Annotated in this window: 16 protein-coding genes; 8 read left to right on the forward strand and 8 right to left on the reverse strand. The window is 43.6% G+C overall.

The window, feature by feature from the left end; genetic code table 11:
• Positions 1 to 23: 23 nt before the first annotated feature.
• The 3 genes from ECHVI_RS13075 to ECHVI_RS23680 all read left to right on the forward strand — a co-directional run bounded on the left by ECHVI_RS13075 (position 24) and on the right by ECHVI_RS23680 (position 2,908).
• Positions 24 to 1,946, forward strand: a complete 1,923-nt coding sequence (locus tag ECHVI_RS13075) for a sialate O-acetylesterase (protein ID WP_245553319.1) — start codon at positions 24 to 26, stop codon at positions 1,944 to 1,946.
• Between the two features lie 264 nt (positions 1,947 to 2,210).
• Positions 2,211 to 2,747 carry a dihydrofolate reductase family protein gene (locus ECHVI_RS13085; RefSeq protein WP_015266477.1) on the forward strand — a complete coding sequence of 179 codons (537 nt, stop codon included), beginning with the start codon at positions 2,211 to 2,213 and terminating at the stop codon, positions 2,745 to 2,747.
• Positions 2,744 to 2,908: a hypothetical protein gene (locus ECHVI_RS23680; RefSeq protein ID WP_157501411.1), complete on the forward strand. Its 165-nt coding sequence runs from the start codon at positions 2,744 to 2,746 to the stop codon at positions 2,906 to 2,908. The genes ECHVI_RS13085 and ECHVI_RS23680 overlap by 4 nt, the downstream gene beginning before the upstream one ends.
• Before the next feature lie 43 nt (positions 2,909 to 2,951).
• Here ECHVI_RS23680 and ECHVI_RS13095 read toward each other — a convergent pair whose 3' ends face one another.
• The 3 genes from ECHVI_RS13095 to bamG form a co-directional block, all read right to left on the reverse strand.
• On the reverse strand, positions 2,952 to 3,674 hold the full coding sequence (locus ECHVI_RS13095; RefSeq protein ID WP_015266479.1) for a dioxygenase family protein: 723 nt from the start codon (positions 3,672 to 3,674) through the stop codon (positions 2,952 to 2,954).
• Between the two features lie 171 nt (positions 3,675 to 3,845).
• Positions 3,846 to 4,274, reverse strand: a complete 429-nt coding sequence (locus tag ECHVI_RS13100) for a DUF2141 domain-containing protein (protein WP_015266480.1) — start codon at positions 4,272 to 4,274, stop codon at positions 3,846 to 3,848.
• Positions 4,275 to 4,285: 11 nt separating this feature from the next.
• Complete coding sequence (gene bamG / locus ECHVI_RS13105; protein WP_015266481.1) at positions 4,286 to 5,524, reverse strand: BamG family beta-barrel-assembly machinery protein; 1,239 nt, start codon at positions 5,522 to 5,524, stop codon at positions 4,286 to 4,288.
• Between the two features lie 269 nt (positions 5,525 to 5,793).
• On the opposite strand from bamG, the gene ECHVI_RS13110 reads away from it, so the two are divergent.
• The 5 genes from ECHVI_RS13110 (at position 5,794) to katG (ending at position 12,271) form a co-directional block, all read left to right on the forward strand.
• Positions 5,794 to 7,071 carry a DUF4270 family protein gene (locus ECHVI_RS13110; RefSeq protein WP_015266482.1) on the forward strand — a complete coding sequence of 426 codons (1,278 nt, stop codon included), beginning with the start codon at positions 5,794 to 5,796 and terminating at the stop codon, positions 7,069 to 7,071.
• 6 nt (positions 7,072 to 7,077) lie between these two features.
• Positions 7,078 to 8,067 carry a Kelch repeat-containing protein gene (locus ECHVI_RS13115; RefSeq protein WP_015266483.1) on the forward strand — a complete coding sequence of 330 codons (990 nt, stop codon included), beginning with the start codon at positions 7,078 to 7,080 and terminating at the stop codon, positions 8,065 to 8,067.
• A 16-nt stretch (positions 8,068 to 8,083) separates the two neighbouring features.
• The gene (locus ECHVI_RS13120; protein WP_015266484.1) at positions 8,084 to 9,145 is read left to right on the forward strand and encodes a sensor histidine kinase; all 1,062 of its coding nucleotides are present in this window, start codon (positions 8,084 to 8,086) and stop codon (positions 9,143 to 9,145) included.
• Positions 9,142 to 9,885, forward strand: coding sequence for a LytR/AlgR family response regulator transcription factor (locus ECHVI_RS13125; RefSeq protein WP_015266485.1), 744 nt, complete (start codon positions 9,142 to 9,144; stop codon positions 9,883 to 9,885). The genes ECHVI_RS13120 and ECHVI_RS13125 overlap by 4 nt, the downstream gene beginning before the upstream one ends.
• A gap of 124 nt (positions 9,886 to 10,009) precedes the next feature.
• Positions 10,010 to 12,271 (forward strand): catalase/peroxidase HPI, encoded by a 2,262-nt coding sequence (gene katG, locus ECHVI_RS13130; RefSeq protein ID WP_015266486.1) that lies wholly within the window; start codon positions 10,010 to 10,012, stop codon positions 12,269 to 12,271.
• A 278-nt stretch (positions 12,272 to 12,549) separates the two neighbouring features.
• Here katG and ECHVI_RS13135 read toward each other — a convergent pair whose 3' ends face one another.
• The 5 genes from ECHVI_RS13135 to ECHVI_RS13155 all read right to left on the reverse strand — a co-directional run bounded on the left by ECHVI_RS13135 (position 12,550) and on the right by ECHVI_RS13155 (position 22,622).
• Positions 12,550 to 14,184: a family 43 glycosylhydrolase gene (locus ECHVI_RS13135; protein WP_015266487.1), complete on the reverse strand. Its 1,635-nt coding sequence runs from the start codon at positions 14,182 to 14,184 to the stop codon at positions 12,550 to 12,552.
• A gap of 62 nt (positions 14,185 to 14,246) precedes the next feature.
• Positions 14,247 to 17,198 (reverse strand): DUF4982 domain-containing protein, encoded by a 2,952-nt coding sequence (locus ECHVI_RS13140; protein ID WP_015266488.1) that lies wholly within the window; start codon positions 17,196 to 17,198, stop codon positions 14,247 to 14,249.
• A 642-nt stretch (positions 17,199 to 17,840) separates the two neighbouring features.
• Complete coding sequence (locus ECHVI_RS13145; RefSeq protein ID WP_015266489.1) at positions 17,841 to 18,737, reverse strand: sensor histidine kinase; 897 nt, start codon at positions 18,735 to 18,737, stop codon at positions 17,841 to 17,843.
• A complete protein-coding gene (locus ECHVI_RS23000; RefSeq protein WP_015266490.1) occupies positions 18,724 to 19,116 on the reverse strand; it encodes a DUF7793 family protein in 393 nt (130 codons plus the stop codon). The genes ECHVI_RS13145 and ECHVI_RS23000 overlap by 14 nt, the downstream gene beginning before the upstream one ends.
• Positions 19,117 to 19,493: 377 nt before the next feature.
• Complete coding sequence (locus ECHVI_RS13155) at positions 19,494 to 22,622, reverse strand: PAS domain S-box protein (protein ID WP_015266491.1); 3,129 nt, start codon at positions 22,620 to 22,622, stop codon at positions 19,494 to 19,496.
• Between the last annotated feature and the right edge of the window lie 129 nt (positions 22,623 to 22,751).

The raw sequence follows: 22,751 nt of genomic DNA on the forward strand, positions 1-22,751 counted from the left end.
CAGTTATTTGTCTAATTGTAATATTGATCCTTAAGGCTCATTGGAGCTATGGAGCGGTAAAACTGCCCTATTTGATCAGTGATGGAATGGTCCTTCAAAGGAACCACGAAATTCGTATTTGGGGTTGGGCAGATGCCGGAGAAGTGGTGAAAGTGGATTTTGTAGGGGAAATGAAAGAGACTACTACTGGCACTGATGGAATGTGGGAGGTGATTTTTCCTGCTAGGGCAGCAGGGGGACCTTATGAGATGAACATTATTGGGAATGACCATTCTTTTTTATTGAAGGATGTTTGGATAGGGGATGTGTGGGTTTGCTCAGGCCAGTCCAATATGGAGCAGACCATGGCCAGAGTAGAACCCATGTTCCCAGATGAGGTGAAAAATGCCAATAATCCAAAAATCCGCTATTTTGATGTGCCGGATGCTTATGATTTTTCTACTCCCCAACTAGATGTAACGGGAGGGAAGTGGGTCGCTGCAGATCAGGAAAATATTAAGCAGTTTTCAGCTGTGGCCTATTTTTTTGCACAAAAAGTTCACCGGAAATATGGGATTCCAATTGGTTTGATCAATGCCAGTGTGGGGGGCTCACCGATTCAGTCATGGATCAGGGAGAAAGAACTGAAACGTTTTCCCGAGGATTACAAGGAAGCCGTACGGTTTCAAAACCCAAACCTGATCAAAGCAATAGAAGAGGAGGACAGAGACAATAGGCGGAAGTGGCATCTTGAAGTAAGAAAAAAAGATAAGGGGTATGCGGATCAGTCCATGACTTGGCTTGATGCTAAATACCACCCTGAAAATTGGAACGTTATGGAGCGGTTGGATTTGCTACCGGTAGAAAAGGGGAAGCAGCCGGGAAATGGCGTGTATTGGTTTCGAAAGGAGTTTTATCTGGAACAGGACCAGGTTGGAGAGTTAGAGGCAAAATTACTTTTAGGAACCATTGTGGACAGTGACTCAGCCTATGTTAATGGGGAATTAGTGGGAACCACTGCTTATCAATATCCTCCCCGAAGGTATAGTGTTCCTAAGGGAGTTTTGAAGCCCGGAAAGAACCTCTTGGTGGTTCGAGTGATCAATGAGCGTGGCCGAGGAGGTTTTGTCAAAGATAAACCCTATCAGATTGAAGTGGGCGAAGAGGTTGTTGACTTAAAAAATGATTGGATTTACAAACAAGGGGCAGTCATGCCCCCAATGCCAGGACAGACTTTTATTAGGTTCAAGCCATTGGGACTTTATCATGCTATGATATCGCCTTTGCATGAATTTCCTGTAAAGGGCGTCCTTTGGTACCAAGGGGAATCCAATGCCGGTCAGCCTCATACATATGAAGATCAAATGGTCTCGTTGATTGAAGGGTGGAGGAAATCCTGGGGGGTGCCAAAATTACCTTTTCTCTTTGTGCAACTTCCCAATTTTATGGCACCAACAGATGATCCACATTCAGGAAACTGGCCAGAGTTGAGAGAAGCCCAGAGAAAGACGCTAAAGGTGCCCCATACGGGAATGGCGGTGACCATAGATGTGGGAGAAGCCAATGATATTCATCCATTGGACAAGAAGACTGTTGGTGAGCGCTTGGCCCTTCAGGCATTCAAAGTAGCATATGGCGAAAAAAAAGGTCCTTTTTCAGGTCCTGAATTAAAAAAAGTAAAAGTGAAGGGAAGTAAAATAATTCTGACGTTCGAGGAAATAGGCGAAGGCTTAAACACCAAAGAAGGCAGGCCACCTAAGGGGTTTGCAGTAGCAGGAAAGGGACAAAACTATCAATGGGTAGCGGCTAAAATTGCAAATAATAAGGTTGTTTTGGATTGCAGTCATATTGAACAGCCCGAAAAGGTTTGTTATGCTTGGGCAAATAATCCTGTTCAGGCCAATCTGGTCAATGAAAAGGGATTGCCAGCCTCACCCTTTGAAGTCGTCATTGATGATCCTCGTTGATGCCTGAAAAGTGCGATGAAAATTTACCCTAATCAGTATTTATCTAAATTGGAGAAGGACAGGAAAGCGAAGGGCCACTCGCGGTACGAACTTGTCTCTCGTCTATTCGATCAGGCCGCTGCTGAACCGAATCTGTCAAGAGAAGATCTGGTACCATGGCTGGTCAAGGCTACCCTTAGATCCTTGGTCAATTTAAAATGGGACAGTTGATGTCAATAAATTGTCCAATGGTCTGCATTTTGCTTTTTTGTTGAAAAAAGCACCATGAGAAAATTATCACTGTTTATCGCTACCAGTCTCGACGGGTTTATTGCCGGACCTAATGATGACCTAAGTTTTCTGGCATCAGTGGAAAAGGAAGGGGAAGATTATGGCTATGCCAAATTCATCGATATGGTGGATACGGTCATCGTCGGAAGAAAAACCTACGATTATGTCCTACAGCACATAGGTCCTGGACACTATGACAATGGAGGGAGGGACGTCTATGTCATCACCAGGGAAGTCAGACCAGACCAAGGCAAGGTGACTTTCCATTCGGATGGGCTTATCGAATTGGTGGAAAAGTTGAAAGCCGGGGCAGGAAATACCATCTATTGTGATGGTGGTGCAGAAACTATTGATGGGCTGTTGAAGCATGACCTGATCGATGAAATGACCATATCAGTAATTCCCATATTGCTTGGGGATGGCACCAGGCTGTTCAGGAAGGGCAGGCCTGAACAGCGGCTCAAACTGATGGATGTCAAAACATTTGATACCGGTCTGGTACAAATGGTGTTCAAGCGGAAGGATCCATGAGGAGTGGAAAAGGGTGGGGGATGCCCACTCTTTTACAGTTTTCGTGTATTGTCAAGGCCCCTTCTGAGGGAATAGGCGGAACAGAGGTATACCTGAAACGGATCGTTGCAGCAGCGATGAAAGTTTCTGCATCGGACATACTGCTTTTATTCATCAAATGATCCATACCAGAAGTTGTTTCGAACAACCTTGGATTGATGCCCATCATCCGTTTACTACAATATGGTGTGTCAAACGGTATCCTTCACTGATACTGCCAGAAAGGATGGACATTTCGGTTTCTACCCCATCGCTGAATACATTATCCCTCGCATTGGAAGTGTAGCCGCTCATACCTTTGGTGTATCCTTCCTCACTGGAGGCGTTTACTTGGTTTACAGCACTATCAGTCCCTTCTGGGAAGGCGATCTGGGTTACCAATAAAGATTGATTGGACGCATTGAAAACCTGCACATGGATATGTGTGGCTCTGCCTTGGTACCATCTTGGGAAAATAGAGGTGTAAGCAACTTTTCCATTGACATCGGTAACCTGTCGTCCTCGAAGGAAATGTTGGTCAGTATAATTTTCTTGTTGCATGCCAGTCCCTCCATATTCGGAATAGTTTCCATCTTTATCACAATGCCAAATGTCTACCATTACCCCTTCCATAGGCGCGCAGCTTTCATTGCCATTAAGGATGGTGATTTCGATGTCAAGGTCAATGCCCGTTCGGTCACCACGAATGTCCATACGAGTAAGGGACGAGGGGGAGTGGGTGGGGAAAGGACCTGCTGTTTCCGTCGAAGTGATCATACATGTGCCATCACCTGCACCGCTTTCCATATCATTCTCTGTTTCCGGAGTTTCGTTTTCAGTACAAAAAGTAAGAAATGGAAACGTCAAGCTGCTAAGGCCTAATTGTTTTAAGAATGTTCTTTTTTCCATGATTTGGTTTGTTTAGTTGTAAATTGGTTTAATCATTTTTTGCCAAAATCGTTAGTCAATGGTTTTCCTGAAGGAATATATCAGATAACCTTTAACGTAAACTAATTTATCCCAGGCTGCTGGTACTTGGTATATTGGGGCCGTATGGTGCAGGCTATGGGGCTTAATGCTTCAATAACATAAATGCATCCTGACTTGTTGTAGCCCTTCATTTAGCTTTATCATGTGAAACTTTGGACCAGCAGATTTTAAGCCACAGGAAAACTGACCGGAGAAGGCATAACCCTCTTTAGGAACTCCAAAAAAGGAATAATCCATTTTTCCGTTACCATTGCAATCGTGCATTATTGCTATCATGTATTTTCCAGTGGACAATTGGGCCAGTGTTATCGGGGATTTATCTCCGTTGGCAGCTATTGTTTTTTCTAGGATGGGGACCATCCTATCAGAAGTTACTGCAAGCTCATTAAAAACCTGAATTTTAATATTCCCGCCTAAAGAGAGGTCGATATTGTCTATAATGATTTCGGTACCTGCATATTCTTCAGGTAGAGGTAGTGCCAAGTGTAAGAGAATTAGAGAGAGTAAAGTAATTGTCATGAGTTATATATTTATTTGTAGGCTGGTTTTTGGAACCAGATGTCTGCGATATTTAGATTGAGTGTAATGCCATGGGTGACCTCTTTGGATAAGAGGGAAACCGAGCCTGTTTCTTGGTATTGGTAGGATAGACTCACCCTGCTGAATCCCTGAATTGGTAATCCAAAACCCAGACTAGCACCTTTTACGCCCACACTTGTGTCCCTTGATTTTATATAGCCACTGTCATAAAAGAGGCCAGCGGAGAAGTTCATTCTGTTAAGGAATTTGTAACTGTAAAAATTGGGTAAAATTTCTGCTCCTATACTAAACCTGTGACTATCGGTGTAGTTTTCCCATTTCGAGTTAAACATCTTATAACTGTAGTCAGCAGCGATCAGCCATTTTTTATTTTGGAAAGCGAGTCCTCCCTTGATCGTATTCCCCAACTTGGCACTGGTCTCCATACCGGATATTTCATAGAGTACAGAATCAGTCTCATTGAGGTATGCCAAAGTGGTGGGGGTAGCGGTCAGTTTAATGGGGGCTTCATAGGCAGCGCCAATGTTAAACTGTTTATCTCCTTTTTTGAAGGCTACATATTGGATCCCTGCATCTAGCCCTATTCCTTTATAATTGTCACGGTTGTTCATGGTGAAGCCTGCGATTGATCCGCTTGTAACCTGATCGGTATCGTAATATTTTTCATGGTTTATATGGCCAAAAGCAAAGTAGGGCCTCACCCCAAGCGTTAACCGGGATGTGATGTCAAAGGCATAGTTGGCAAATACCTTGTTGATGTTTCCATACCCGTTGATGTACTTGTCAAAAGGGATAGCTGAGCCCGCGAAATAGGTTTCTTCCACAAAGCTATAATCCACACTGGTCATAGGCATGATGCCGAAACCAAGGGCAGATTTTCTGGATGTCCTGAACCAAAGGGAAATTAGACTCAGGTTGGTCCGGTTAATGGTGATTTCTTCAGAAGAGGTGCGAATGTTCATCAACTTATAGTCAATCTGCGCATCGGCCATAAAGTTATAGGCAGTGACACTTGTGCCATTGGCAGGGTTCAGGTAATTCAAAAAATAAGGAGACCGTGCGGCGATCCCACTTCCAGATAACCTGGCCGCTTGACCGAAGTTGTTTTCCGATAATAGGCCAACGCCATAGGAAGAGTAAAGTGAGCCATTACCACGCTGGGCAAACAGCTCACCCTGAAAAATCAGAAAACAAACACTACAACAAAATATTCTTAAAATGCGATGCATAAATTTCAAATTTCTAGCAAAGTACCCCGTTTGGTTTTCGATTTTTGGATTTATAGACCAACAGGTGAAAATTCACGACAAGCTCTCAATTGTCATAATCAACCCCCTATAATGGAAGGGAACCCTTCCCGCTGGGTTAGGAAGAGCCATAGGCAGGTTTCATCGATGAAAATGCATAGTAAGTCTATTTTTCAGGCATTGACCTTTACTTTTTTTATTGCTTTGTGTCCATAATTAATCGATTTAAATAGCCCTTTTAAGGTCGATATATGACAAAAAAGACACCTTTTTATCTCTTGTTTTACATGCTCATGTTAACGGGCTGTTTCCAAAACGAGAGCCTTACAGACTCCCAGATGGTCATCAATAGTGATGAGCTAGAACTTCAGTTAATAGAATATACGGACATTGAATTATTCACCTATTTTAATGATTCATTGGTCACCAATAGCCTTAGCTCCTTTATGCTTGGGCATCACGAGGACAATTACCGTGGGAAAATTCATGCAGAACCCTATTTGCAGTTTGGGATAAGTTCGGGATCAAGTATCGATGATGATGCTTCATTGGACTCTACTGTGCTGATCCTGTTTTACGAAGATTATCACTATGATACACTTCCTGCCTTTGATATTTCTGTGTATGAGCTGACTGAAGAATTGGAGGCCAATGATAATGGCAATATTTTCAGCTATCAGGAGTTTGGTCATGCAGAACAACCCATGGTCACGGCACGATCTAGGATAGTTCCCCATAAGGATTCATTGACTATAACTTTACCAGTATCCTTTGGGAAGCAGTTGTTTGACTTGGGGAAGGAGCATGATGGCCCTTTTGAATCCACAGAAAACCTTAAGGACTTGTTTAAAGGATTGATGCTTACTACAGGAGACAACAGTTCCTTAGTGAGCTATTCGGAGGATTCCTATATTGGGTTTTATTACAGGATCCCCAGTGATCTTGATGAGGGTGCCAAGACACTGAAACTTCCCGTAAACCTAGGGGAAGAAAAATTTACACATATAAGTGTCGACCGGCATTCTGAATTTTATGAATCTCCAGCACCATATGTAAATATTTCCCGTGAGGAGTCTCAAGGAGTTGTTATGGCCGATTTGCTCATGGGGGCATCCATTCGTATAGAACTGCCCAATATCCATGAGCTGCTGGAACTGGCGGATGATTATTATATCACTACTGCCAGTCTAAGGCTTCCATTGAAGCCAAATACGTATGACAGGTATTTTAATCCGCCCGTTACTACGATCAATACCGCCATAGTGGATAAAAAAAATCTCCTTATCCAATACGTAGGAAGCACATCTTTGACGTCTTGGGATGAGCAATTCCAAGAAAAGACCTTTTACGAAATTCCTATCAAGGATTTCATTGATTACAAACTTTCTAAAGGAATCAATAACCAAGATGCCCTGTGGATTTCAGTTCCGCCTTCCACTAGCACACTGCAGGCTTCGGGGCTTATTTTCTCGGATATTTCAGGAGAGCAAAAAATAAAAATCGATATCACATATCTACCATTAAATTAAGAAACAATGCGTAAAGAGAACTTATTGAAATTCATTATTCTACTATTGGGATTATTGTCTACCTTTTCCTGTACTGATGGAGAAGAAGAAACATCAGAGGGAAACTGGGTCAGGAGGTCTTATTTTGACGGAGACAACAGGTCCAATGCAGCGGCATTTTCCATTGGAAATAAGGCCTATATCATGGGAGGTTATACTGGAGATGAATACTTAAATGACTTTTGGGAGTATAATGCAGAAGGGGATTATTGGGAAAGAAAAGGGGATTTTCCGGGAACTGCCAGAAGTAATGCAGTGGCCTTTTCTATTGACGGAAAAGGATATGTAGGAACAGGGTATGATGGTACGGACAGACTGAAGGATTTTTGGGAATACAATCCTGAAACCGATTCATGGAAGGAAGTGGCTCCATTTGGAGGCACTGCCAGGTATGATGCGGTAGGTTTTTCCCTGACGGGAAAAGGGTATATCGGGACCGGTTATGATGGGAGTGAGCAGAAGGATTTTTGGCAATATGATCCTGCTTCGGATTCTTGGCAGCAGATAATTAGCATGGGGGGTGCCAAAAGACAAGGTGCAGTGGCATTTGTTATCAATGACGTTGCGTATGTGTGTACCGGAATCAATAATGGCTCGTATGAGTTTGATTTATGGGCATTGGATGGGAATAGCTTAGCATGGACCCAAAAAGAAGATTTGGATTACGATGATGATTATCTGATTTATCGTTCCAATGGCAGTGCATTTACCATTGGCGGGTATGGCTACGTCACTGTGGGAAACAGAGGATCCATTATTGGCAGTACTTGGGAATACCATCCCTCCACAGATAGTTGGGCAGAAAAAACGGATTTTGAAGGGACTTTCAGGACAGGTGCCTCTGCCTTTTCCGTTAATGGAGAGCGTGCTTTTGTCTTGCTTGGTAAAAGTTCTAGTTTGCGATTTGATGATATATGGGAATTGGATCCTTTTGTTGATTACGACGAAGAGGATTGATATATTGAAATAAAAAATGTTCAAAAAAAAACAAAGAGGCTTATTGAAGGTGATCATTCACCTATTGGTACTGGGGATCATCATGTCCCCAGCGCTTTCTTTTTTGACAGGGACCAATAATAGGCCGGTGTCTTTGTTCTATTTCAGCATTACTAATATAAGTCTTCTGTTTTTTTATGTAGTCAATGTGATTTGGCTAATCCCAAGTTTTATCCTAAAAAGCAGGTACCTGCAATACACCCTTTTTTTGCTGGGGTTTATGGCTGTTTTCATTTGGCTTCACCATTATTTTAGGGAAGCTCCTCCAGAGATGTTTCGAGAGGGGCACATAAATGGGTCGGAGGGGTTTGAGAAACCACGATTTAGTTTCCACTTTTTTATGCCAGAGTTTATCCGCTTTTTAATGATCATGGGACTTGGTACCAGCATCGAACTTATATTACAGTTTGAGAAGGAGAAAAAGAAGTACGAAGAATTAGAAAAGCAGAAGATCATCAAGGAGTTAAACTTTCTTAAAAATCAGCTTAATCCCCACTTTCTGTTTAATGCATTGAATAATATTTATTCTCTTGCAAGAAAGAAATCTGAAGATACCACACCGGCGATACTGCTGTTATCCGATATGTTACGATATGTGCTTTATGAATCCGGTAAGGAAAAGGTTCCCTTAGAGCAGGAGGTAACCTTTATCAAAAACTATGTCAATTTGGAAAAGCTGAAATACCATCCCGAAATCGCTCCAAAAATAAACTGCTCATTTTCCATTCTACATGAGCAGTTTCCGATAGAGCCGTTGTTGTTTATAACCCTAATAGAAAATGCATTTAAACACGGAATTAGTTATGTGTCTCCATCTTTCATACTGATATCGATGGAAGAAAACGATAAAGAGATATTGTTGTCCGTGATCAATAGTGTCGGAAACCAAAAGGACGGCGTGCTAACCAATACCAACAAAGAGGGATTGGGGATATCCAATTTAAAGAAACGGTTGGAGTTACTATATCCTAAAAAGCATAGCTTTAAACAAATCTATGAAAACAGTACGTTTAAGAGTTTTTTAACCATCAGTAAATGAACATCAATTGTATCATTATCGACGATGAAACATTGGCCGTGGATATTTTGGAGGATTATATTTCCAAAATTCCCCTGCTTACCCTAAAGGGAAAGTTCAATTCCGCCATACAGGCCATGGACAGTATCATGCGAAATAAGGTAGACCTTATATTTTTGGACATCAATATGCCCGATATCAATGGAATAAAATTCTATGAGGGCTTACCGCAAAAGCCAAAAGTGATTTTTACCACTGCCTATAGTGAATATGCTGTCAAAGGTTTTGAAATCAATGCCACAGACTATTTGCTCAAGCCTATTGGTTTTGATCGGTTTTTTCAGGCAGTCAGTAAAATCCTTAATCAATCTGATTTGGCGAAGGAACCCAATACTTCCATATCCAGCGAAATACAGCAAACAAAGGAGCAGCGTGGTTTCATTTTCATAAAAGTGGAGCATAGCACCATCAAAATTAACTTAAATGAAATCTCTTATTTTGAAGGATACAAGGATTATGTAAAAATCCATTTGATTAACGAAAAGCATCCTGTTTTGACGCTTAATTCTATAAAGCACTACGAAATGAGTTTGTTTTCAAAGGGATTTATCCGGGTTCATAAATCCTATATCGTGTCCATTGACCAGATAGAGAACATTAGCAGAAACAAAGTTAAATTGTATCAAAAGGACCTGTTCATTACCATTGGAGAGTCATACAGGGATTTTTTTTATGAATTGGTGGTGCGTAAAAACCTATAAGATTAATGGTGGTTCGATAGATTTTGTCTATCATATTATAAAAACTATCAATTGCATTTATTGCTATAGAGTCATTTTTAGCCCTTAATATTGTGTCATAAACAAAACATAAAACTAGACAGCGATGAAAAAGGCATTACCATTTTTAAGTTTGGTGGTCTTCGGATTGTTGGCATTATCCTGCCAGCAAAATCACCAAGGCAAGGAGCAGTCCGCAGATGGACATTCCGGCGCCACAAAGAAAGTAAAAGCTACCGAGAACAGCGATTGGTGGCCAAACAGGTTGGATCTAAGTATTCTGAGGCAGCATTCATCCCTTTCAGATCCAATGGAAGAGAATTTTGATTATATCCAAGCCTTCAATAGTCTGGAGTACGATTCCTTAAAAAGTGATATCCAAAAAGTATTGACAGATTCACAAGACTGGTGGCCGGCAGATTTTGGTCATTATGGAGGATTGTTCATCAGAATGGCCTGGCACAGTGCCGGAACTTACCGGACAGGTGATGGCCGTGGCGGTTCACGCGCTGGCCAGCAACGGTTTGCCCCATTGAACAGTTGGCCGGACAATGCCAATTTGGACAAAGCCAGGCGGTTATTGTGGCCAATTAAGCAAAAATATGGAAATAAAATCTCCTGGGCCGATCTTATGGTCTTAACGGGGAACGTAGCCCTTGAGGACATGGGGTTTGAGACGTTTGGATTTGCTGGGGGCAGGATAGATACCTGGGAGCCCGAAACCGATGTTTATTGGGGAGCCGAGAAAAGGTGGCTGAGTGATGAAGAGCGTTATTCGGGAGACCGAGAGCTCGAAGATCCCCTTGCGGCCGTTCAGATGGGATTGATATATGTGAATCCAGAAGGCCCCAATGGCAATCCAGACCCCTTATTGGCAGCGGATGATATCCGAGCGACTTTTGGCAGAATGGGGATGAACGAGGAAGAGACCGTTGCCTTGATTGCAGGAGGACACACGCTAGGCAAGGCCCACGGAGCAGGCCCTGCTTCCCATGTAGGGGACGATCCAGAGGCTGCAGGGATTGAAGAGCAGGGCTTTGGTTGGAAGAGTGATTATAAATCAGGAAAGGGAGCCGATGCCATTACATCTGGGCTAGAGGTCACCTGGACACCTACGCCCACGCAGTGGAGCCATTTGTTTTTTGTCAGCTTGTTCGAGAATGAGTGGGAACTGACCGAATCACCTGCCGGTGCGTACCAATGGGTGGCCAAGGATTCGGACATGACCGTTCCTGATGCATTTGACGATAGCAAACGTCATGCACCTACCATGTTTACCACGGACCTGTCCCTGAGATTTGATCCAAGTTTCGAAAAGATTTCCAGAAAGTTTTACGAAAACCCGGAACTGTTCAATGAGGCTTTTGCCAAAGCATGGTTTAAGCTTACCCACAGGGATATGGGGCCCAAGACCACTTATTTGGGCCCCGAGGCACCCCAAGAAGATTTGATCTGGCAAGATCCCATTCCTGCGGTAAATCATCCATTGGTCGATGCCAAAGACATTGAGGGATTAAAGGCCGACCTGTTAAATTCCGGGTTGAGCATTCAAGAAATGGTCACTACTGCCTGGGCTTCTGCTTCCACCTATAGAGGGTCTGACAGAAGAGGGGGAGCCAATGGTGCACGCATTAGACTGGCACCCCAAAAGGATTGGGAAGTCAATAATCCTAAGCAATTGGCCAAGGTTTTGGGCGTCTATGAAAAGATCCAAGCTGATTTCAATGCTTCACACGGGGCAAAAAAAGTGTCCTTAGCAGATCTGATTGTACTGGCTGGAGATGCGGCCATTGAAAAGGCAGCTGCCAATGCGGGGTACGAAATAGAGATCCCTTTCGTACCAGGGCGAATGGATGCGGTCCAAGAGCAAACGGATGTGGAATCCTTTGCGGTATTGGAACCAATGGCGGATGGTTTTAGGAACTATCTCAAGACCCAATATACGTTATCCACTGAAGAGCTACTGGTGGACAAGGCCCAGTTACTGACGTTGACGGCTCCGGAGATGACCGTTTTGGTGGGGGGAATGCGATCTTTGGCAGCCAATTATGATGGCAGTGAGCACGGCATTTTTTCCGAAAATCCAGCTGCCCTAAGCAATGATTTCTTTGTAAAGCTATTGGACATGCGTACAGAGTGGGCTCCAGTGGATGATACCAAAGAGGTGTTTGAGGGCAAGGACAGAAAATCTGGAAAAGTTATCTATTCGGCCACTCGAGCTGATCTCATCTTTGGCTCCAATTCCGAACTGAGAGCATTGGCAGAGGTATATGCGAGTGATGATGCGAAAGAGAAATTTGTGAAGGATTTTGCGAAAGCATGGGACAAAGTGATGAAGTTGGATCGTTTTGATTTGAGGTATCGTTAAATCGATACTTAGGGTATTCAGATAATTTCCTAAGATAATATAAACAGCCGCCAATAGTTTTTTGGCGGCTGTTTTACTTAAAAAATAGTAATTTGGTTAGTCATCCACCGGTGGAACAGATCAGGGCGAGGGTCACTTGTTCTTAGGTCATAGGCTAATGTGTTATACGATAATCATTGATACAGAAATGAACTTATGGTATGTGGAGTATCAGATTGAACAAGAAATGAAGTTTAAAAAGTAATTTTCGTTTATTTAAGCTAATCCTACTGCTCAATTTACCGCTGATACGTCATCACCTTGTTGGATACAAATGTTACATCGTCTATTTGACAACTTGCTCCAGCTTCGCCATGGGCGATAAAGCCTATTTCTACTTTGCCATTGGTGACGTTTACGTTTTCAAGACTAATCGTTTTCCAATTGTCCGATTGCTTCACGTTTTCGGTTTTTTGATAGGCGCTGCTTTCGGTATAGGCCTCCAGCCGGTGAAAAGTCCCTGCACTTTTGACCTTAAACGATAAGGTGTAGGTGCCATCCTCCAAGGGAACATATGGAGTGGAAGTGATCATCTGGTAGACTTTTCTTTTGAAAGGTACCTGATCGGAAATGTTCAGACTCCGTTCTCCGATGACGTGTTTTCTGTCTTCTAAGGTATTGGCATGGTTCAGGACAGGTGAATCCTCCGATCCCACGACAACTGTATTGCCTTGCTGGATCTCTGCATGCCAGCCCAGTAGCTGTTCTTGAATGGGTTTGACCGTACTGGGGATGGCTTTTCGGTCAGCCTCAAAGCTACTGTTTTTGACAAAGTTATTGTCCTCGGCAACACTCCATTCGCCTGTCGATTCATTTAGGTTCCATGAATTGAGGGAATTGAAGACAGGCGTTTCTCCCTCAAAGGAAAGGGGACACCATTGATTATAGCCCAATCCGTTTCCGGCAAAATCTGCCCAGCGGTCCCCACAATAAATGACCGTTTCCTGCTTACTACCCTTTACATTGACAAAAAAGCCCGTTTGGGTGATATGGGCATAATCATCATAAGTGCCCGGTGTGATCAGCATGTTGTTTTCTGGCAGGTATGGCCCTTTGATTTCATCGGCCACCAAGTAAAAAGCATGACTGGAATCCCAGCCGTATAAGTTGGAAGCAAAAACATAATATTTGCCTTTATATTTCACCATACAGTTTCCCTCTCGTCCATTTCCCTTAAAGATTTGGTTGACATCCAGTAAATCCACCTTGCCATCCTTTACCCCAATTTCTGAAAGGTAGATCTTGTGCCTTCCCTTTCCGTATGAGTATACCAGGTAGGAAGTCCCTGTGTCAGGATCCGTGAAAACGGTTTGGTCCCCGGTATTGGGGGTGCCGATTCGATCGGTCATGTCCAGCCGATTATGACATTTGAAGGGGCCGGCAGGTTGGTCGGCCAGTGCAATGATTACGTTGCTATTGTGCTGTACGAGCATGGCGTACTGATCTATTTCTTCTATATAGGCTACGCCCAATCTTCCCATCCAGTAAATGTGCTGGTAGTTTTCCTCAACTTCTGATTTTTCCAAGGCATTGCCTTCGGATTTCCAATTGACCAAATCGGTAGAGGTATAGCAGGTCACTGCCTTGAAATGGGTGCGGCTATGCGTGACAGATGGATCCTCTCGGTATTTCTCCGCTTCTTCATAGTGCACCCCATACCAATAATATTTTTCCTGACCATCCTTGGGATCGGTAAAGGTGAAAATTCCACCGCCTTGGCTGTAAATGGGTTCTCCGTTTTGAGTATCCCAAAAACGGTCATTTTTGATGTTAAGGCTTTGGGCATTTACCATGTGGAGACTTAGCGCAAAGAATGCCAGGATAGCGGTAATTGATTTAATGGCCTGGGTAAGGTTATGAGTGTTGTGATCCATTTGTGTTTAGGTTTTGGGTCGTTTTTTTGGTTTATGATTAAATTTGAAAAGGTATGTCCTTACTATTGGTGATTACGTTCGTAAAATTCTATTTCCACAATATCCAATTCGCCTTTGGATTTCTTTTCCGCTCCTGAAGGCTCTATTTTTCCAGTAATTTCCACGATCCCGAAAGCGTCTCCATCGATATTGGCACCGATCAATTTGATCAGGACTTTCTTGCTGCGGGTTGGAGGGAATTGTAAGGTGACATAGCCCAGGCTTTTCGGCGTATTACCGGAAAACACTTCTTTACCATCCATGCTAATGGATATCGGATAGCTCCGGTTGCGCCAATTACTGAGCTTCATGGTGATTTCACTGATTTCTGCTTCCCTTTCCAGTTCGTACTCGATCCATCCCGTGGATCGTTCTCCATCATTTTCCCAACTGGTCATTTCATTGTCATCAAAGGATTTGGAAACGTCCTCGGGATTGGATTGAGCCTTGGCCGACTGGATACCAACAGGTGTTCTGGTAACCCGATAAGACGGGCCTTTTGGGGTAGGGCCGCGGCCCAAAAAGGATTCCAAGTTCTCCCCAGGAAGTGCTGTGCTTAAACCACCGGTTACTTCAAATGGCTGAGTGCTCCAGCTCAAGGTGGCAGGTTTTAAGCCTTCTGCCTTGGCGGTTATGGTTATTTTGCCGGGGGCATCAGTGGCCCGGACAAAAACCCGGTTTACGCCTCCTTCTACTGGGAGTTTTTTGGACAGCACAAAGTTGTCTTCCGGCCCTTGGGCGATTCCTCCTCGCCACTCTGCTGCACCTTTCAGTTCAAAGTGCACCATGTCCAGGGCCGTGGGACACCTGTCACCCTCACTGTCCACTACTTCCACTTGTATCAAGCCGAGGTCATGGCCGTCAGCGACCATCCCTCCCGGAGCTTGCTTCAAGCTCAACTTTAAAGCTGCCGGTTTACCGCTCGTGACGATTTCATCTTCACTGACCGCTTCCCCTAGTTCGTTATAGCTTACTGCCTTGATGGCACCAGGTTCCCAGGTCACCTCCGGGAAGGTGAAAAGGAAGCGGTAGGATTGCTCCCCTTTTCCCAGGGATTTTCCATTGACGAATAGCTCCACCTCTGCGGCATTGGAAACCACGTAGATCGGTTTTTTAATTCCTGCCTCATAGTTCCAGTGTCCCATGATATGGGTCCGTGGCTGCTCCGGGTCTACCCAGCCATCCCACATGACTTGGTGGGCGAAATAGCCATCCTTGGGCACACGCATGGGATCCACTTCGCCACTTCGGCGGTAGTTTTCGGCCCCTCGAAAATGCGTCTGGGTGTCCGAAAAGATAATGTTGACCCCGCCGGAGCTTACACGCTTCCCAGTGCCCGGGCGTTCCCGATAATAATCGTACCAGCGGACGATGTCCTCAATGGCATGGGAATCCTGATTGCGGTTATACTCACTGGCATCCTTTCCCTTATAGGGCGGCCCATCACCATCTTTATGGTAGGGAGGAGTGTATTCGTCCCAATATTTTCGAAGTCCTTCGTCCCTGGAATATTCAGTAGCCCACATGGGTTGGTCGGCACTTTTGTTGATGTAGAGCATTTCTCCCCCGTATTCGGCCTCTTTACTGCCAAGCATTTCACGGCTTCCTATAGCACGGCCACCATGGGGATCATGTTGGTCCCTGATCTGCTTCATTTCTGCCATGTGTTCCTCGCTGATATTGTCATTGCCACATTCATAGAATAGAATACTCGGGTTGTTCCGGTTGTAGATAATGGCATCTCGCATGAGGTTTTTACGTTGCTCCCATCTGAAGCCCTGAACATCACTTTCTGCATCACCGGCAGGCATGGCCTGTATCAGCCCGACCCGGTCACATGACTCCACATCCTGTTTCCAAGGGGTAATGTGCATCCACCGAACCAGGTTGGCGTTGCCCTCTACCATCATCCTATTGCTGTAATCACTGATCCAAGCGGGAACGGACATGCCCACTCCGGGCCATTCATTGCTTGTTCGTTGGGCATATCCCTTCACTTGGAGAACGCGATCGTTCAGGTAGACCATTCCGTCTTTGAAGGCCGTTTTCCTGAAGCCTGTCGTGGTTTTTACTTCATCGATTTCCTTTCCGTCCACGAGCAACGTGGTGAAGACGTCATACAGGTACCCATATCCCCAGCTCCAAAAATGCAGGTGGTCTAATTCGGCCGTAGCGGAAAGCATCGTGGTCTGCCCTGGCGATATGGTCTTTTTGGAACCTTCTATTTTTTTTACCAAGGTACCATCTTGTTCTTTAATGGTGACTTGGTATTGCACCTCTAAGGCGCGTTTCTGTTCATTTCGTACCTGACTTTCTGCAGTTACCCTTGCCGTGCCATTGTCCACGTCTATATCCTGGGCGTACACATAGGTGCCTTCCGTTCCCAGGTTAGAATACAAAGGCAAGGTCTGGTACAATTTATCCGTGATGTGCAGGTAAACATTTTTGGGAATACCCCCATAATTGACATTGAAATTGCGATCGCTCCACTGGTATTTGGTTTGGGTGGCCTTTTCCCGATAGTCCCAGTCGTTGTCGGTACGGACGGCTACGACATTACTTTCAGGGAACGGATTGAGCAGGTCAGAAATGTCAAATCCTACTGCCATTGCCCCATTTTCATGGCGCCCGATATGCGTTCCGTTGACATAGAACTCGCCTCCCTGGCGCACCCCTTCAAATTCCAAGAATACTTTTTGGTCTTCCTGGCCTTCTGGCAGTACAAACGTTTTTCGATACCACGCTATTCCGGTAGTGAGGCTGTGGATATCCACTTTATAGGCCTCATCTTCGTTCCAAGCGTAGGGAAGGGTGACCGCCTTCCAGCGGGAGTCGTCGTATGAAGGTTTTTCGGCTAATGATGGATCACCGGTTTTTACTTTCCAGCCTGAATTGAAATTGTAGGTGGTCCGTTGGGCTTTGGTGGAGTGAAATAGAAGGAACGTTCCGAGTAGAAGAAGATACTTGATTTTCATGGTTTTTTTTAGGGTATTATTGCATTACAAATGATATGCGGTGCTCACATGGAAATCGCTTTTAACCAAAGGTGTTGTATAATTCAAGCAATATAGTGTCAGACCGAACGCTTGCCTGACCGGCAGGCAGTCGAGGTCCAATGTCCAGCCTTCGACTCCGCTCAGGCTGACATCACTTTTGAAAGCTATTTCCCTGTATGTGCTCACTCATGTCAAGATGAGCAAGTTGTTGAGCATCGTTTCGCTTTTCTCGGTATATGGATTAGGAACCGTTAAGAGTCCTGAAACTACTATATAAGCAGGTTAATGGATGGTTTGGCCATCTCTCTTGACCTATGGCAAACCTGTCTGCGATGAGGTGCCATGGGAAATACCAACGTTCGAACGGATTCTGAAGCAGTATTGAGCCAACATACTTGTTCGATGTGGTGTTATATAGGCTACTGCATATTCCGAGTTTAGCGCCTTAATTTCAAAAAGTACAAATGAACGCTGATAAAATTGTATGGTGTTGTACTGGTAAAGCCCCAAATCCAATCCTTTTTTTATTTTAGCATGTTTTGGAAGAGCCAAAAATAGTGGTTTGGCAGAGAGTAGGCTGTCTCAAGTGTTATTTTCTCCTGTTTAAATGAGATAACCTCGTTAGATTTTTTCCTTGGGAATGGTAAAGCAGAACACCGTGCCCTCTCCAACGGGAGATTCTGTCCAGATCTTACCATTGTTCTCCAAAACAATTTTTTTTATGATGGCCAATCCCAACCCCGTACCAGTGGGTTGGTTTTCGCCGTTCAGGCGGAAGAAAAGGTTGTAAATATTGTCCTTGAATTTTTCGGGAATTCCCGGACCGTTGTCCTGCACGGAAATCAGGATGTCATTAGCCCTACTGATGCAACTGACAATCAACTTGCATTCATCTTTGTTGTTGAATTTTAAGGCATTGTTGATGAGGTTTGAAAGTATCTGACGTAGGGCATTAGGATTGTAATAGACATGTGGGGTGTCTACATGGTAGGTCACGCTGATAGGATGGACATAGGAAAGTTCCTTTGTGATTTGCGAACACATTTCGACAACGTTAATCGGCTCGGTTTTCCGTGTTTTGGAGGTCATTTGGGCATATTCCAAAATTCCATTGGCCATATCCAAACTCTTTTGGTTCGATGATTTCAAGAGGTTTATATATTCAGGTATTCTGGAGTAGTTGCCTTCTTCCACTTCCATCTCCATGAGTTCTAGAATGCCGATGGTGTTGTTGATCGGAGATTTGATATCATGCGCCAAGGTATAGGAGAAATTTTCAAGGTTATGAATGGTTTCTCTCATCTCGGATAATTCCTGTATTTTATTCTCGATTTCTTCCCCGAGCATGTTAAGCCCATTTGCTAGAATGTCTACTGGCGAATTTGAAGCGTCTGTTTCGACCTTACAGGGAAAGTCATAGCTGGCGATTTGTTCTACTAGTTTGATGAGTTGACTGATTTTGTTATCATGTAATGTTTCATCAAGGCTATTACTATTGAATAGTTTACTTTTTTTCATCGTCTTTCATCGTTTTTAACCATTCCATAGCCATGGTGCTATCGGAAAACAAACGTATGGGAAACAAAGGCTTGTTAAATCCCAAAAAGAATTTTCCTAAGAGTTTCGAAAACTTGGATTTGGCCACAATACCTGCGGCATATTGGATTTCCGCACACTGCTTAGTGCCATATAGTGCCCTGCACTCTTTTGAAATCCCTTTGGCCTGACTAATATCCACGACAATTGCTACGCGCTTTCCTGGAGCCAATGTAGCCACCGCCTTTAGATTTTCTCTGCCATCCTCCAGTTCAAGGTATTTATTGGGCAAGACCCTGGAAAAGATTATCCCATTGTCCAATAGCTGGAATTCTTGGGTGTTGGTGGTGATGTATTGCATGGTCAATGGTTAATGAATCCTTTAATTTAGGTACCAATTATATTGGGGGATAAGAGGTACTAGATGGCAATTAATTGGTAATAATTTACCAATTTTTATACTAAATTGATATAGTCCTCTAAAACCGAGCCAAAATAATTGTTGTGAACGTTTAAATGCGGTTTTTGGACACAGTAAAGTGCATCTTAAAGTAATAATAATTTTAAGGTGGTGAAATTCAGGGATAAGAAGCCTATGCCATTTTAGACTAAATAACATGGGGGTATTGATGGTTAAGGAATTAACTGTTGGTATGGATATAAGTGATAATGAGTGTTGAATTTATAATACGTATTATTAAACCTCATAAGGATCAGTATCCATTTAAAAAGATTTTGTTAAATCGTTCTATTGGGATCATCAGGAACTATTGGGATGCCTTCATCAATGGTTCTAGCAGTAATTTCGTGAACTACCTTATCAAGTTCCTTACAGGAATTTTCAATCCAATCCAAAATTTGGGCTAAAGGAATATCATCGTCATCAACCTCCCTGTACATGGATACCAGTCCCATGATTCTGGAAAGTGGGGCCCTGATCTGGTGGGATTGCAACCATGCTATTTCCTTTAAGTGATTGTTTTGTTGGGTGATCTTTTTTAAGTGCTTTCTTGAGGAGGTAACATCCAGTACGGAGCCCACGGCACGTACCGGCTTGCCGGTGTCGTTTCTCAAAATAAGACACCTGTCCACCACATAGGAAATCCGATTGTCCGATAATAGCAACCTATATTCCTTTTTCCATGATTTTGCGGTCTTATTGCTTAGTGATTGCTGCAAGGACTTCCAGACGCTTTCTGCGTCCTCTGGATGGATTTTCTGAAACCAGGAATTACCTTTTGTAAAGGACTCTGAGCCCTTGTAGCCTACTTCTTTTCCCATCCTCGTCCCCCGGGTGATGGTTCCAGTAGAAAAGTCCAGTTCCCAAATCATTTCATTACTGACCTTCATGGCCAGTTTAAATCGGTTGTTACTGATGGATAGCTTTTGTTCGTGTTCTTTTTGATCCGTAATGTCTCGAATGGTTCCTTCCAGTCGGGTAGGAGTGCCTTCTTTGTTTGTTACCAACTTGATTTCCTGCTGTACCCATTTGGTTTTACCTTTTCCATTGATAATACGGTGCTGGAAACGGTTTACTTTACCGGGCTTTAGACTTTTAATGGGATCATGCTCGAGCAGATACTGGTCATCAGGATGAAATGTCTTGAGAAGGTTATCCATGGTCGGCACAAACTCCTTCTGGCTATATCCGTAGATTTTATATGTTTCTTCACTCCATTCGGATATGTCCGAATTGATATCTCTGCTCCAATAGCCCATTTTTCCTATCTTTTGGGCGGTTTTTAACTTGGTGTAGGCTTCCTTTAAGTTATTTTGAGCTTGCTTTTGATCGGTAATATCCTTTGCAACGGCAATAATGATCTTTGATTCGGGAAGTTGCCTTCCCTTCCAAATAAGGGATTTGACTTTCCCCGTTTTTGTAAGGAATTTGGTTTCCTGTGGGAGCTGGGTTTTTCCCTCTAAAAAGGCATTCATACGCTTAAGGGATAGTCCCCCGTCCTTGGTGTAGATTAGATCGAGGAGGGGATAATGGAGTAGTTCCTTTTTATGGTATCCCAACAGTTTTTCGAGTGCCCGGTTGTGTTTTTTAATGTACCCATCATACCCAATAATACATAATGGTCCGGGCGATAGGTCGAAAAAATTTCTGAATTCTTCTTCTATTAATTTTTGTCTAACGATAGCCCCTGTAGGGTCAAAAACTGCTTTCACTATTCTTATATCACTGTTTAGCACCAATATATCTTCGGTTGAAAAACCAAGAAACACCCCAAGAAAATGGTCATTGTGCCTAACAGGTATGGCGAATGCAGACTTAAGAGATGTTTGTGAAAATCTTTTCTTTCGGATAAACAACGGTTCATGGGCAAGCTCTTCCCAAATCTCAATAGAATTGCTCGACCAGCATTTGCCCGGTAGTCCTTGCCCCTTCGCAAGGGTGTCCATATCTCCTTTTTTATAAAGCTTGGCAAATGGGGCAGCTGAATGGTGTTTTGCCATGAGGTTAAGTTGAAGACCGTCTTTGGATACCAACCAAAATTCCCCACAGTCGGTCCCCGTGAGCTGGTTGATTTTTGCTATTGCACGCGACATTCCTTTGGAAAGTGTGCTGGATTGTCCTAAGGCATTTGCCATAGCAGCTGCCAAATCACTTGTTTTGCGCTTTTCCATTTCATCAGTCACGACCTGTGTGTTCGCAATGACACCGTGAATGGAGGGATCATTTAGGTGGTTGGACAATTCTGTGTGTAGCCAGACGTAGTTGCCTTTTACATCCGTAAACCGATAAGGAGGCACGGTAACATGACTTTTTTGACTTATTTCCTTCAACTTTTTCATAACCTTTGGGGTATCATCCGGATGGATAAATTCAAAGGCGTTTTTGCCAAGGAATGATTCAGGAGGGATCCCTAACACACGGGTGCTGGTGGGAGCGACGTATTTATAATTTCCATGATCATCAAGAAGGGCGATCAGGTCGGTGCCGTTTTGTACCAATGATCGGAACCTGACCTCACTTTCCTTCAATTTTTGGTAAGAAATGGCTTCTTTGATGGCGTAGGAAAGATTACCGGAAAGCCTCTCCAAGAGTTGGATTTCCATTTCTTCCCAATTTTTTTCGTGGGCATGGTCCTCCATTGCTATTACTCCGACAGGTTTTTGGCGCATCATGATGGGAACCAAAACCATCGATTTGATCTTCAGGCCGACTAGTGTCGACCGAAGATCGGGGTCGCAAAGATGTGTAGTGTTGAATTTAAATGATTTGCCCGTTTCCAAATGCGCCCTACATGGAGGAAAGTGGAAAAGCAGAGACGAAACCGAGTCTACTGGGGGCTCGTCGCTACTCTGGGAGGTCCAACTGATAAAGGGGACGGAGGGCAGAGTTTTTTCATCCCATTTGGAGAAAAATAAACGGTCAGCCTTTAATAGTTTCCCAACTTTTTCCAAACATGTTTTTAGGGCGCTTGGCCATTGCTTTGATTTAAGCAGTATTTCTTGGATGTCCCGAATGGCCGATAGGTGGTTTTTTTGCCGTTCAATGTGCTTTTGCTGAAGGTGGCTTTCCGTCAAGTCTATGGCCGTGACGATTTCAGCACGTCTACCATGATATTCTATGGGGTTGCTCTTGATCTTAACTTGGATGATTGTTCCATTTTTGAGTTTGTGCCGGAAGAGATTGTCCTTAAACAATTTGTTTCCTTCACGGACAGCAGCAACTGCACGTTCCAACAGGGCTATGTCTTCCTTGGGCCTTATCTCCCGAATGGTCATGTCCAAAAACTCGCTCTTGGAATAACCATAATGAACCACCGCCTCATTGTTTACAGCCAGAAATTGATAGGTCTCCAGGTCATAAATCCACATGGGAAAAGGAGATTGGTCAAAAATAATATTTTCTGGCATACTGGGTTTAGTGGTGGAAGTAGACATGATCCTTATATTAATCGGGTTGTTGGGTCGTATTCTTAATGCTTATAAAGCAATTATTCTACCAATAATAACTAGATTTTACTTTAAACAAACAAATAGCAC

Source organism: Echinicola vietnamensis DSM 17526, from assembly GCF_000325705.1.
Lineage (GTDB): Bacteria > Bacteroidota > Bacteroidia > Cytophagales > Cyclobacteriaceae > Echinicola > Echinicola vietnamensis.